This is a genomic window from Paenibacillus sp. P4_A9 (assembly GCF_056402415.1).
Window position 1 is genome coordinate 1 of the sequence record NZ_JBFUHL010000095.1, and the last position, 13,801, is coordinate 13,801.

At 45.0% G+C, this 13,801-nt stretch carries 13 protein-coding genes; 10 read left to right on the forward strand and 3 right to left on the reverse strand.

What is annotated here, in order from left to right; translation table 11 throughout:
- The 6 genes from AC1DVJ_RS28060 to AC1DVJ_RS28085 form a co-directional block, all read left to right on the forward strand.
- Window positions 1-97 (forward strand): AraC family transcriptional regulator (locus AC1DVJ_RS28060; protein WP_477595685.1); only part of this gene is annotated, 97 nt, incomplete at its 5' end.
- Between the two features lie 104 nt (window positions 98-201).
- Window positions 202-1,485, forward strand: a complete 1,284-nt coding sequence (locus tag AC1DVJ_RS28065) for an ABC transporter substrate-binding protein (RefSeq protein WP_477595661.1) — start codon at window positions 202-204, stop codon at window positions 1,483-1,485.
- 68 nt (window positions 1,486-1,553) lie between these two features.
- Complete coding sequence (locus tag AC1DVJ_RS28070; RefSeq protein ID WP_477595663.1) at window positions 1,554-2,453, forward strand: carbohydrate ABC transporter permease; 900 nt, start codon at window positions 1,554-1,556, stop codon at window positions 2,451-2,453.
- A 3-nt stretch (window positions 2,454-2,456) separates the two neighbouring features.
- The gene (locus AC1DVJ_RS28075) at window positions 2,457-3,365 is read left to right on the forward strand and encodes a carbohydrate ABC transporter permease (protein ID WP_477595665.1); all 909 of its coding nucleotides are present in this window, start codon (window positions 2,457-2,459) and stop codon (window positions 3,363-3,365) included.
- Between the two features lie 47 nt (window positions 3,366-3,412).
- Window positions 3,413-5,578 carry an ADP-ribosylglycohydrolase family protein gene (locus tag AC1DVJ_RS28080; RefSeq protein WP_477595667.1) on the forward strand — a complete coding sequence of 722 codons (2,166 nt, stop codon included), beginning with the start codon at window positions 3,413-3,415 and terminating at the stop codon, window positions 5,576-5,578.
- A 217-nt stretch (window positions 5,579-5,795) separates the two neighbouring features.
- Window positions 5,796-7,277: a L,D-transpeptidase family protein gene (locus tag AC1DVJ_RS28085; protein WP_477595669.1), complete on the forward strand. Its 1,482-nt coding sequence runs from the start codon at window positions 5,796-5,798 to the stop codon at window positions 7,275-7,277.
- Window positions 7,278-7,358: 81 nt separating this feature from the next.
- Here AC1DVJ_RS28085 and AC1DVJ_RS28090 read toward each other — a convergent pair whose 3' ends face one another.
- Window positions 7,359-8,474 (reverse strand): aminopeptidase, encoded by a 1,116-nt coding sequence (locus AC1DVJ_RS28090; protein ID WP_477595671.1) that lies wholly within the window; start codon window positions 8,472-8,474, stop codon window positions 7,359-7,361.
- Window positions 8,475-8,642: 168 nt separating this feature from the next.
- Between AC1DVJ_RS28090 and AC1DVJ_RS28095 the strand changes: the two genes are divergently transcribed.
- Together AC1DVJ_RS28095 and AC1DVJ_RS28100 are read left to right on the forward strand one after the other, a co-directional pair.
- Window positions 8,643-9,185: a hypothetical protein gene (locus AC1DVJ_RS28095; protein WP_477595673.1), complete on the forward strand. Its 543-nt coding sequence runs from the start codon at window positions 8,643-8,645 to the stop codon at window positions 9,183-9,185.
- Complete coding sequence (locus tag AC1DVJ_RS28100; protein WP_477595675.1) at window positions 9,175-10,332, forward strand: MFS transporter; 1,158 nt, start codon at window positions 9,175-9,177, stop codon at window positions 10,330-10,332. Before AC1DVJ_RS28095 ends, AC1DVJ_RS28100 begins: the two co-directional genes overlap by 11 nt.
- A 47-nt stretch (window positions 10,333-10,379) precedes the next feature.
- Here the strand turns inward: AC1DVJ_RS28100 and udk are convergent, their stop codons facing one another.
- The gene (udk, locus tag AC1DVJ_RS28105; protein WP_477595677.1) at window positions 10,380-11,015 is read right to left on the reverse strand and encodes a uridine kinase; all 636 of its coding nucleotides are present in this window, start codon (window positions 11,013-11,015) and stop codon (window positions 10,380-10,382) included.
- A 112-nt stretch (window positions 11,016-11,127) separates the two neighbouring features.
- Window positions 11,128-11,445 (reverse strand): hypothetical protein, encoded by a 318-nt coding sequence (locus tag AC1DVJ_RS28110; RefSeq protein ID WP_477595679.1) that lies wholly within the window; start codon window positions 11,443-11,445, stop codon window positions 11,128-11,130.
- Between the two features lie 323 nt (window positions 11,446-11,768).
- On the opposite strand from AC1DVJ_RS28110, the gene AC1DVJ_RS28115 reads away from it, so the two are divergent.
- Both AC1DVJ_RS28115 and AC1DVJ_RS28120 read left to right on the forward strand, forming a co-directional pair.
- Window positions 11,769-12,149, forward strand: coding sequence for a hypothetical protein (locus AC1DVJ_RS28115; protein WP_477595681.1), 381 nt, complete (start codon window positions 11,769-11,771; stop codon window positions 12,147-12,149).
- 8 nt (window positions 12,150-12,157) lie between these two features.
- Window positions 12,158-13,693, forward strand: a complete 1,536-nt coding sequence (locus tag AC1DVJ_RS28120) for a sensor histidine kinase (protein WP_477595683.1) — start codon at window positions 12,158-12,160, stop codon at window positions 13,691-13,693.
- Window positions 13,694-13,801 lie beyond the last annotated feature (108 nt).

Below are 13,801 nucleotides of genomic sequence, written 5' to 3' on the forward strand. Positions count from 1 at the left end.
TGGCTATTTTGATCAGCATTATTTCAGTCAAATCTTTAGAAAAGTTGTCGGTGTAACACCGAAGCAGTATCGTGAATTAAAAAATCAAACAGATTGATTAATTCTTTAAAATATCCACCTTTTCGAAGTGACACTATAATTAAAGATAGATAAAGCGTTTTCATATCATGCAGCCCAAACAAATAAAGGGAGGTTAATATGGTGAAAAAGTTATCTTTCGTAGTCCTTGCATCCTCGCTGCTCACTATGCTGACAGCAGGCTGCGCCAACGAATCCGCATCAACAAGCACATCCAAAACAGCTGGAGGYGAACCAGTCGTCATTCAAATGACGATTAGTGGCAGCGATCAAGAGATGGCCTTGAGAAAAGAAACGGCTGAGGCATTTATGAAGAAGAATCCGAACATCAAGATCGAATGGGTAGACATCGGCAAGGATCGGTACCAAAAAACATTGACGCTAATTTCTGGAGGCGAACCGCCTGATATCTTCTACACAAACGAATGGGTAGCGCCATTGGCCCAAAAGGGTGTTCTGAAACCTTTAGATGAATTGATTAAAGGCGATCCCAGCTTCAAGCTCGATGAATTTTATCCTTCGGTTATTGATTCTCTGAAGTATGAAGGAAAGCTGTATGCCCTTCCACAAGAGCTTTCCCCAGTCCTTGTTTACTACAATAAAGACCTGTTCGATAAGGCTGGAGTTTCTTATCCATCTGCTAACTGGACACAAGAAGAGTTTCTAGCAGCAGCAAAAAAGCTGACAGATCCAGCGAAAAAGCAGTATGGCTTCACTTTGGTAAACAATGTGCATAATTGGGGCGGATTGCTGATCCGAAACGGCGGTAATTTGTTCTCCGGCGATTTGAAGAAAAGCGGATATTCGGCAGCGGAAGCTCTTAAATCGTTACAAGTGATCAAGCAAATTGCTGTAGATGACCATTCGTCACCGAATACGGCAGAGCTAGCTTCTACAGGCCAAGGCGCGGATGCTTTGTTCCGTAACCAACAGACCGCCATGGCGATGGCAGGACTATGGTGGCTGCCTCCTTTCAAGGCCGATCCGTTGAAGTTTAAGTGGGATGTTGCTATGGCGCCGAAGGGCTTGAATCAGAATACGAAGGCTGGCGTATTGAACTGGGCCATGTCGGCCAAGACCAAGCATCCCAAAGAAGCATGGGAAGTCATGAAATTTTTTGAAGGCCATGAAGGTATGATGATTGTTGCGAAATATAACATGGCTTTGCCGGCATCCAAGGACAAGGAAGCCAACCAAATGATTATCAATTCGAAATTCCCGGATAATGTGAAAGCCTTTGTCGACAGTGCTCCACTCATCAATATGGATGAGTTCCGCCATCCTAAGTGGTCCGAGCTCAACACAGCTGTTAAAGAGCAAGTCGATCTTCTGATGCTTGGGAAGCAGACCGCAGAGGTAGCGCAGAAGAATCTCGTTACGAATATGAATCAGATCTTAAGTGAGTAGTGAGTGATCATATGCGGGGGCTGTCGTACCATTAGAGACAGCCCCTTATTGTTGAAAGGAGTTATCGAATGAGCGTACAATCCACCAAGACGGAGCGATCACTTTTTGTTAAGGAGTCCTTTTGGGGGTATGTATTCGTCACCCCTATCCTAATCGGCTTTCTGATCTTCACCTTGATTCCCGTCGTCATCTCTTTCTATTTCAGTCTGACCCGATATGACGGTGTGACGGCTCCGGTTTTCATAGGGTTTCAGAATTACGTGAAGCTGTTTCACGATACAAAATTTTTGAGATCACTTGGACATACCTTATATTTCACGCTAGGTTCTGTTCCGATTGATGCGGGTCTGGCATTACTTGCTGCAGTATTTCTAAACACCAATATTCGGCTGAAAGCGATTTATCGGACTGCCTTTTTCATCCCGGTCGTCACCTCTACCGTTGCGGTCGCGGAAATTTGGAAATGGCTCTACAATGTCGATTACGGCTTAATCAACGGGATTCTAGCGAAGCTCGGGCTTTTTCAGCCCCCGTGGTTAACAAGTGAAACGTGGGCGATGCCCTCCATTATGATAATGAGCATTTGGAAGCATCTTGGGTTTAATATGGTTATTTTTCTTGCCGGCCTGCAGGGGATATCAACCTCTTTATATGAGGCAGCCAAAATAGATGGTGCAAGTGCCAGCAAACAGTTCTTCTACATTACTTTACCGCTCCTGCGGCATACGATTATGTTTGTGACGGTGATGTCGGTCATTCGAGCTATTCAAGTCTTCGACCAGGTTTACATTATGACAGCCGGTGGGCCAGCGGATTCGACAACCACAGTTGTATTCTGGATTTATATGAACGCTTTTCAATTTTTCAAACAAGGATATGCTTCTGCCATGGCTTATGTCTTGTTTGCACTCATTTTTATTACCACTTTGGTGCAAATGAGAATTTCACAACGCAAGGATGTGATCTGAGGGATGGGAGGACGAACGGTAATAGAAGGTACAGCTTCTAACGCATTACCCAAGCAGGCCGGTAAATCGTTGAATCGGAGAGCTTCACGTTTACCTGGCTTGGTGAGCTATGCATTGCTTCATCTCTTGCTTCTAATCGGTTCGATCATCATGATCGTTCCATTTCTGTGGATGATATCCACTTCACTGAAGAGTCTCAATGATATCTATGTGTTTCCTCCGATCTGGATCCCAGATGAAATCCTTTGGTCGAACTATAGCTATTTGTTCAAAAATGCGCCTTGGGGCTTGTATTTCTTCAATACGACGAAGATTACGCTGCTTGTCATATTGGGTCATCTCTTAACTTGCTCAATGGGGGCGTATGCGTTTGCTAGATTAAGGTTTCCCGGAAGAGATTTTATTTTCATGCTGTATCTAGGAACGATTATGATCCCTTATCAGGTTACAATGATTCCGACTTTCAAGATTATTAAAGCACTAGGCTGGCTGAATACACATTACGCCTTGATCATTCCTGGATTATTCAGCGTTTTCGGCACATTTCTGTTGAGGCAGTTTATGCTGTCTTTTCCCAAAGAATTGGAGCAGTCGGCCATGATCGATGGGTGCGGATACCCGCGCATTTTCTGGCATTTGATATTGCCCAATACGAAGCCGGCCTTAATTACATTATCAATCCTGGCCTTTATGGGGACTTGGAATGACTTTTTGGGCCCGCTTATTTATTTGAACAGCGACAAGCTGAAGACACTTACACTCGGTCTGGCCACATTTCAAGGGACGTATACGATCCAATGGAGCTTCTTGATGGCAGGCGCAGTGATTGTGACGTTACCCGTGCTGCTTATATATGCTTTTGCTCAACGCTATTTTGTCGAAGGCATCACGATGTCTGGTTTAAAGGAGTAGTGTAGGTTGGATGAACGATTTTTTAATATGAACAAGGGGAGATTGCGTTGACTTTACGTTCAAAAACGGAAAGCTTGCCAGCAGTAATATCGCACCAAATTCCTAATGATTATATTGAGAGGGTATATGCTGGTTGGGTTGGAAAAGTAATAGGCGTTCGCCATGGAGGGAACATCGAGCAGTGGACGTACGAGCGAATCGCTAGAACCTATGGAGAAATTACACACTACGTACACCAGTTCAAAAATTTCGCAGCGGATGATGATACAAATGGTCCCTTATTTTTCCTTCGAGCCTTGGAGGACTTTACTCACACACGTGACATTACCGCTGAGCAGATGGGACTGACTTGGCTCAACTATGCTCCGGACGGTCATGGCTTCTACTGGTGGGGCGGATACGGCAAATCTACAGAGCATACGGCTTACTTGAATTTGAAAAATGGTATAATGGCTCCCCATTCCGGTTCCATCGAGCAGAATGGGGCTGCCGTCGCCGAACAGATCGGCGGGCAAATTTTCATAGACGTTTGGGGACTTATTGCTCCTGGAAATCCTCAGCTCGCCGCCGAGTATGCGGAGAAGATCGCAAGTGTTTCCCATGATGGGAATGGCAAATATGGCGGCATGTTCATTGCCGCCTGTATCGCCGTTGCTTTCGTGGAGAAGGATTTGGCTAGCATAATCGAAGCTGGCTTGTCCGTAATCCCGGGAGACTGCGAATATACCCGCATGACAAGAGCCGTCCAGCAGTTTCATAAGGAGCATCCAGAGAACTGGCGCGATTGTTTCCACTATGTGCATGCGCATTTTGGCTATGACCGTTATCCTGGCGGGTGCCATATCATCCCGAACGCTGCCGTTATTATATTATCGCTCTTGTATTCGGGAGGCGAATTCTCCAAGGCGATTAATATTTGCAATATGTGCGGATGGGATACGGATTGCAATGTAGGTAATGTGGGGACGATTATGGGGGTATTGGTTGGCTTGGAAGGAATTGATGATTCCTGGCGCGAGCCGATCAACGATTTTCTGTGCTGCTCCAGCGTTATCGGGACCTTGAACATTCTTGATCTGCCATGGTGCGCCACGTATATCGCCCGTTTGGGATATAAGATTGCGGAAGCGGAAATTCCCGCATCATGGGCTCCAGTGCTTCGCGGCGATACAGCTAAGTTTCACTTCGAATACCCGGGATCGACCCATGCCTTTCGCACAGACACCGACGATTCCGCGCATGTGACCGCCGTTGTGAGTAATTCTTCAGAGGCAGCAGCTACTGGCTCTCGTTCTCTGAAAGTGATGTTCGATAAGGTAACGGGAGGATATGGATACCGCGTCTATCACCAAACGTATTATCGGCCGGCTGATTTTAACGACAGTCGTTATGACCCATGCTTCTCGCCATTGCTGTATCCTGGCCAAAGAATCGAAGCCAAAGTCATGATTCCGGCTGCCACATCGAAAGTTCGAGCCCGCATGTATGTGAAGGACGGAAATGCTAATGTTCGTCGTTATGGGGATGCTGTAGATCTGACAGCCGGAGTATGGTGTAGTCTCCAATTTCAAATCCCTCCGATGAAAAATAGTTGCCTGTGTGAGGCGGGCGTTGAGCTTATCCCAATGGAAGGACGGGGCTATAGCTTGAACGCTTATATCGATGATTTTGATTTCCTTGGGAAACCGGACTATGAGATTGAATTTGCAGGAGAGCGGCTAGAAAAGTGGAACGGCCTGCACGTAGAGGTAAGTCAGTTCACGTACCTTCGCGGTCTATGGACCTTGGAGAACGGAGAGCTGAGCGGGAGCTATTATGGGGAGCCGGCAGAATGCTACACGGGGGATATCCAATGGAAGGATTACATCTTTGAAGCGATTGTTTGCCCTCAAATTGGCAGCCATCACAATATGCAGTTCCGCATTCAGGGTGGGATACGATCATATGCAGTCGGACTTGCTCCGAATAACCAGCTGATCTTATATAAGAACGAGAACGGGTATCGTGTACTGGAAGCTGTCCCCTATGAATGGGACATGGAGCAAGATTACACAATCAGCGTTCAGGCCGTCCACAACCAATTTACGATTAAGGTGAACGGCCAACTGATCATGGAGCATACGGATGAACAAAGTCCGTATATGTTCGGCCAGATTGGGTTTTCCAACTTCCATGGCAGCCATACGCATTATAAGAAGTTCCTAGTCAGATAAATAACACCCAAGGACCTGACTGCTGATCTACCGTTCAGGTTCTTTTCCCTGCTTAACCATGGCAATATGGCCATTTAGGATCATCGGTGTTCCTCGATCGTTCAGCAACAAAAAGGGTTGTCTTTCCATTTGGGTCATGATACATTATGTATCAGAGATACTTATTGTATCATTCATCCCGTGAGACAAGCTAAATTTATGAACGGAGAGGAGCCAAATGATCCAACGAAACCAACGATTCCGTAACCAACTCGAAGATCACCTCGTCCATTTGCACAAAAATTTGTTCATTAGTCATGCTGATCCGCTATATCATGAGAAGGTTATTCGTTATTTGGATTCGAATTCGCCAGAGGCTCACTTCAATTTGGGGCAGAAATTTCGCGCGAAAGGAAATTGGAAGAGAGCTCGTTTTCACTATCAGGAAGTGCTCAAAACGTATCCTTCACCTTTCTATTCTTCTGCGAATCGTGCAATTCACTTGATGGATCAGCAGCAAGCCTCGCATGCAGCGAATCTTGAACAGACATTGCAAGTAAAGCCAAAGCCATTATTGCCTCCCTTTATGAAAATGTTGTTGCTCGTATTGTTGATTCTGAATGTGCTCTTGGTGTTGTTTTTCGTTGGAGATCATTCGATCTCTCGGACGATTTCCAAAATGAAGATTTGGGGAGTAGGCGCTCAGGTAACCTATGAGACGGTGGACAAGCCTTTTATCCTGTATCTCACACCTGAGACCACGCGTTCAGAAATCGAAAAGAAGCTTCATGCTCAAGCATTGGTTTTGGCCAAAGAAATACCGAATGCAAATATTATGATTTATGGCATTGTCTCTGATGATAACAAGGATAAAGGGAAAACCATGCTGCTGACCAATGAGGACGATATGAAGCGTGCGATGGTCGTCGCATCGTATCAGCCAGAGACAGACAACATGGTTCACATCAGGTTTCTGAACGCTGAATTTGAAGAGCACCAACCGCTTAGCGCGATTGGTGCTAATTTAGTTCGAACCGCTTTGGAATCGTATCGAACGGACGTTGGACAAGCGCCGCCGCAAATAGATGCGTTACTGCAGGAATATCCTCATAATTATTTGAGCTTCATCCCGATCGAAGCAGTGTCTGGCTCCAATGCGGTCACTGAAGTTTACAACGGTGATGGGGGGTGGGTATATGACCCCAAAGCGGCAGATGTCGCACATATGTTTTATGCGAATACCTTAGGAGGAGCAGGGGTTCCTTTCGATCCAGTTCATCTCGATGTCAATAAAGCGAAGTATCAATTGAAGCTCATTAGCGGCCCCTATGTGCTATGGGAAAAAGAAATCGGACTCGGTGCCAATGGGAGCACACCAGAAGGTGAATTTAGGGTTGTAGACCGCGTACAACAGCCAATAGGGAAGACAAGTCAGAGCTATGGACTTGCAGGCTTAGGACTTGGTGCAATCGCTCTACACGGCACGTATGATGAGAGCTCCATCGGAGGGAATAAATCCCTGGGCTGTATTCGTTTAACGAATGAGGACATACAGCAGGTATTTCCATTCGTTCCTAAAGGAGCTGAAGTGCGCATACTTTCAAATGAAAACACACCTAATCTACTTGGTCAGGTGAATCACACCTTACAGCTTATCCCGGCAAGCTTGCCCCAGCATTCGGAATCCGCGGAAAAGGTCATTTTCCATTGGTTAGGTTAAAAAAGCAGCTGAAGCTTACCGAGAGAATTCTCTCGTAAGTCTCAACTGCTTTTTTGGTTTGACGCTACTGCCTATAGTTAACTACATTAAGTTTTCTGGATTTAGTTTCTCCAGCTCAGGAATGACGAAACGACCGTCCTTACGAATAAGCACATCGTCAAAATAAATTTCGCCGCCGCCATATTCAGGACGTTGAATCAGAACCATATCCCAGTGAACGGAGGAACGGTTGGTGTTATCCGCGGTTTCATAGGCTTGACCTGGCGTGAAATGGATACTTCCGTCAATTTTCTCGTCGAATAAAATATCTTTCATCGGATGTTGAATATAAGGGTTCACGCCAATTGCGAATTCGCCGATGAAGCGAGCGCCGTCATCCGTATCAAGGATCTCATTCAATTTCTTGGTATCGTTACTGGTCGCGTTAATAATGCGGCCATTTTCGAAGGTCAGCACAATGTTCTCGAAGGATGTGCCCATATAGATGGTAGGCGTATTGTAACTGATGACACCATTTACGGAATCTTTAACAGGCGCTGTATACACCTCGCCATCTGGTATGTTTCGCAGGCCGGAGCAAGGAACGGCCCCGATATCTTTGATTGAGAAGCTGAGATCCGTTCCTTTAGCTACCAAACGAACGCGATCCGTGCGATTCATCAGATCGACAAGGGATTCCATGGCCTTCGCCATTTTGCTGTAATCCAGGTTACACACATTAAAGTAGAAATCCTCGAAGGCTTCCGTACTTTTACCAGCCAGCTGCGCCATAGAAGGATTCGGGTAGCGCATTACGACCCATTTGGTGTTATTAATACGCTCATCGAAAATCGGCCGTTGGAAGTACTTCAGGAACAGCTTCATTTGCGCATCAGGCACATCGGAGGATTCGGTGATGTTATCGCCGCTGCGAACAGCAACGTAGGCATCCATTTGTTTCATCCGAGCAAGCTCAATGTCAGACCACGCGCTGAATTGTGCTTGTGTGCCTTTCATTTGTAGGCTCCGCGTTATCGCAGGATCGCGCAATTCGATGAAGGGGTTACCTCCAGCAGCATGAACTTCCTCTATTAAGCATTTCGCGAGTTCGGGGTCTTTAACACCAATCATTTCAATCAATATGTTCTCACCGGGCTGTAGGCTCACGGAATATCGAATAATGTTTCGGGCAAAAGTTTGAAGTCTTGGATCTCTCATACTGTAGGTCTCCCTTAATAAAAAATACGTACCCCCAAATTATAACGCAACGCGTTCGCGTAATCCAATCGAGGAAATGGCTTCATAAAGTTGGAAGGGGTATACTACACTTAGGAGTAGGGTCATTTCAATATTCAACAAGTATATAGACAACTAGAGGAGGACGCTATGGCAAGAGATCAAATCAAAGTACCCTTCGGGTATGAACCCCCGGCAGAAACACAGAAGGGAACAGTCTTGGTATTCGAAACCTTCGAAGACTGGACAGAGCACGAAATGCGCGCTTTTATGACATGGGCAGAGGAACGGAAATTCGTGCGCGCGATCTTTTACCCACAGCACGAGGAAACGCTTCGCAGGATGGACATTCGGGCGGAAATGCCTTATTATGCCCGTGTGAAGCATCTCGAAGTTCTGCTGGAGGATGTAGATACACCCCTTCAAGCAGAAGTGGATAAATGGGAAGGAAAGCGTAAGAAATACACACCTCTTGATACCTCATTAAGCTTTCTTGCAGAGAAATCTCCAGGGCCTCACTTTATTTGTATGAGTGATCGTTACGCGAACCTGTTTGTTACATACCCATCCTTCAAAGAGTGGATTAAAAAAGCAAGACTCGTCATATTTACGCAGTTCCGTGTCCCCCTTCATGGCAAGCTAAATGAGTATGCCGAGAGATGGGAAACGGTGGATTTCGGGAATGGCTCTTAAATTACTGCGTTCCAATTATCAATTAACCACATTAATTATGGTCATTATCGTGGCGGGAATGAGTCAAGGTATGCTCCTGCCACTGCTTACGATTTTGCTAGACCGTTCGGGTGTTTCAACAGATGCAAACGGTGTAAATGCGGCAGCTCTTTATATTGGAATTTTCGCGACGATGTTCTTCATTGAGAAGCCCGTTCGACGATTTGGCTATAAACCCGTCATAATGATCGGAATGAGCTTAATTATTATCGCCAATTGTCTGTTCCCAGTGTGGCAGCATATTGGTTTTTGGTTTGTACTGCGGCTTCTGGTGGGCATTGGGGACAGCGCTTTGCATTTTGCCACTCAGCTCTGGATTGTAGCCTCCAGTCCAAAGGAGAAGAGAGGACGCAATATCTCCMTCTATGGAATGGCGTATGGGATTGGTTTTAGTCTGGGGCCATTAGGTATTACGTTGCTAAAAGCAGGGATTTGGGCGCCTTTTATGGTCACAAGTGCTTTCTTTCTTCTTATTTTGATCCTCCTGACAAGGCTCAAGAATGAGAAGCCAGAACGAGCAGAACGAATGGATGCCGCTCACAAACGTGCTACGACAGTCATTTCGTTAGCATGGTTTCCGCTTATTACGTCGCTTCTCTTTGGCTATATGGAAGCAACGCTGAATAGTAATTTTCCTTTGTATGGGCTACGTATTGGCATATCTGAGTCGACGATTGGACTTTTACTTCCGGTTACCGGCATTGGAGGGCTTATCATGCAGCTGCCGCTCGGTGTTTGGAGTGACCGAATAGGTAGAAAGCCCATTTTAATGGGGACGGCTATTATTGGAGCTGTTGCTTTTAGCTGCGTTCCATTGGTTGGGACAAACTTATGGGGGCTTGGACTCTGCTTAGGTGTAGCAGGGGGGATGGTTGGATCATTCTTTTCGCTGGGGTTAGCGTACGCAGCTGATATTTTGCCGCGACATTTGCTGCCAACAGCCAATATTATAGCTTCGATCCAATATAGCGTGGGAAGTATCATTGGCCCTTTAGTGGGAGGAATGGCGCTTCACTATATGAGTGTGGTCAGCATTTTCTACTTCTTAGGCCTAGTTTACTTGTTGTTTGGACTCTCAGGCTCAATCTTCCGAGCTCGTGAGAGATGAAAAAAGCCACTTTCCTTATCCAAGGAAGGTGGCTTCTTCTTCATATTTTAGCCGATTTCGTAATTGGCTGCTTGGTCGGTCATATATCGTTCTGTCAAAATCGTAAGTAGTGAGATCCCGATTTGATTTTCTCCGCCCTCAGGGATAATGATGTCCGCGTATTTCTTCGATGGTTCGATAAACGCATCATGCATGGGCTTAACTGTCGTCAAATATTGGTCGAAAACGGATTGTAAGGATCGGCCGCGTTCATTAATATCGCGAGATAGGCGACGGAGTACACGGACATCTGGGTCTGTATCAACGAAGACTTTGATATTCAGCGCGCCGCGAAGCTCTTCATCCGTTAGAACGTGGATACCTTCAAGGAGCACAATCGGTTTAACATCAACTCGAATCGTTTCTTGCGAGCGGGCATGCTGGGTGAAATCGTAGACAGGGATGTCGACGGGTTGCCCGTTTTTCAACATATTCAAATGCTGAAGGAGTAATTCATTTTCAAAAGCACGAGGATGATCATAATTAATGCGTTCCCGTTCTTCAAAGGACAGACCGCTATGATGAAGATAATAATTATCTTGTGAAATTAGAGTCACATTCGTAGATCCGAGTTTTGTAATGATTGACCTAGCTACTGTCGTTTTACCTGAACCGGTACCACCGGCAATTCCAATCACGAGCATGTATGTAGTGCCTCCCCAAATAACTTGAAAACCTTCCTACGTAGTTTAACATAATGTGTACATAAAAAGAAAAAGCGATCGAATATCGATCACTTTTAGCATGAGAAAGACCCTATCGAATCTGCTTTGGCGTATGAAACTTCTCTTGATTGGCCTCGATATCCTGAGCTGCTTGGTTTAATTGCTCGAAGGTTTGCTTAATTTGCTGACCGAACTGATCGTTTGCAAACTCTGCTAATTGTCTTTGTGCTTGCTGAACCTGCTGGTCTGCTTGAACAAGTGCGGCTTGAGCGGATTGAATGGCATGTGGATTGGCTTCTGTTATAGCGACTTGCAGCTCATGCTGGGCGGCTTGTGCTTGAAGTATGGCATGATCAGCGGCGTCAATGGCATGCTGAACAGGCTGTTGATGCTGATTGGTTCCTGTCATTGGGAAAGACCTCCTATAGGTTCATGATGAAAAGGGAGAAGCTATGAAAAGCGACTTTACTACATTGCACCAAAATTGGGGAAATCATTCGGATTCGGGAAATGAAATTATTTCCTGGGTAAGCGCAAAATCTGAGTGTTATCATGAAGATTCGACATTAATTGTCAGACAATTTTGARTAAAAAAACTATTCATTAAAATACATCCTATATACCACATGTTTCCAAAATAAAAGTGGACAAATTACATGATTATTCTTAAGCTAGAGAGGATAGTTTTTTTGGCATGATTAGACAAAAAACATCTTCATGGAGGATGACATAATGAATAAAAGCAAGGGTTTAATTATATTTACTGCATTAACTATAATAATCTCCGGATGTGGTAAAGCGAAGACGACGACGTCGACGGCAACATCTTATACACCAACATTAGAGGTCTCAGCTACCGTCAATGATAATATCGCAACACTTGATCTGACAACTGATTTGAAACTCTCCAAAGAGCATTATGATCAGCAAAAGGTTCAAGGTGAAGGTCATGTCCATGTTTCTGTTGATGGAGGCGAGAAAATCGTTGTAACGACGAAACAAAAGGTATTGGATCCTTTAGCAAAAGGTTCACACGAAGTTAAAGTCTCGTTACATAACAATGATCACACGCCTTATAATGTTAGTAAAACCGTTACGTTCGATGTGAAGTAGGTATGGCCATGTCTTTTCGTCAAAAGAAGATCAGCTTGCAGAGACGTATTATATTTCTTGTCACGGCGGTTACGACGGGCATGATTTCGACCATGATGGTGTTTGACACGATTAGTCTAAATCAATCGATTCGCGAAGCGTATGTAAGTCAAATTAGCGGCATGACGATTGCGATTAATGGTCGCTACGAAGAGTCAAGATCTATTCCAGATATCCAACAAATTTTTGATTACATTCGATATAAGAATAATCGAGTTCTCGATATCAAATTGTATGATAAGCAAGGCAAAGTTCTAGCTGCTTCGAATCGGAAGGAAATAGGAACGATTTTGAATGAAGCGCAGGTTGTGATTCCACAACAAGACAACACGATTGTAGACCGCATCCCTATGGCGGAGAATGATAAGCCGATCGTTCGGTTGACCGCACCTCTGCAAGAGGATGGCTCTGTAGTCGGGGCCGTAGAGGTTATTATCGACTCTTCGGAAGAAGAGCTGCTGCTTAAACAACGCTCTAAGCTCATTCTGATCGTAGGAATTAGCATCGCCATTATTCTATCCGTATTATTATGGCTCATTCTGCGCGTCATTGTCATTCGCCCGTTAAGTCGGTTGCGAGAAGCGGCAGTCATCGTTAAACAGGGTGGGGATCTGCCTAAAATGCAATTCAAGGCGTCGCCAGAAATAGCAGAGGTTTCGGAAGCATTCAATGATATGGTATTTAATTTGGATGAACGATATCAGGAGCTTGAGCAGGCTCTAACTACTTTACAAGTTACGCAAGATCAGCTTGTCCATTCAGAGAAAATGGGAGCACTGGGCAATTTAGTTGCCGGTGTGTCGCATGAAATTAACACCCCGATTGGTATTGGCATAACAGCCATAAGTTACCTAGATCAGAAAACAAAACAATTCCAAACCTTGTACAAGTCTGGAAAGATGAAAAAGTCAGATTTAGAGCAATATCTGTCCATTACCCATGAGACGAATGAGATGGTTCAGTCGAATTTGGAGCGCGCATCTTCCTTAGTGAGGAGCTTCAAACAGATTTCTGTGGATCAAAGTGTTGAGATTAAACGTACGATCCTATTGAAAGATTATCTGGAAGGTATTATTGCAAGTTTGAAGCCAGCACTTAAGAAAACACATATTCGTTTAGATGTATTCTGCGATGAACGACTTCGGTTATACACGTATCCTGGAGCACTATCTCAAATTATTACCAATTTAGTCATGAACTCAGTTAATCACGCTTATGAGCCCGAAGATGAAGGAAACATAAGTATTCGTGTGATCGACGGTCCCGATCATTTTATGGTAGCTTATTCCGACGATGGCAAAGGGATGACTGAGAACGTGTTGGATCGCATTTTTGATCCGTTCTTCACCACAAGCCGCGGACAAGGCGGTACGGGATTAGGCATGAATATCGTATATAACCTCGTGAAAGAATCTTTAAACGGCTCGATTCAATGTTCCAGCGTACTGTGTCAAGGCAGCTTATTTACGATAACAATCCCCAAAGAGGAGGAAGCTGAGATATGACAAAGAAAGTGGAGTCTGTCGATCAGGATGAGCTTCTTTTTGCTGCAGAGGAAGACGGTGAAATAGCAAGTCCGCAAACGGTTGAGCAGGATCCGTGGATCTTACTTA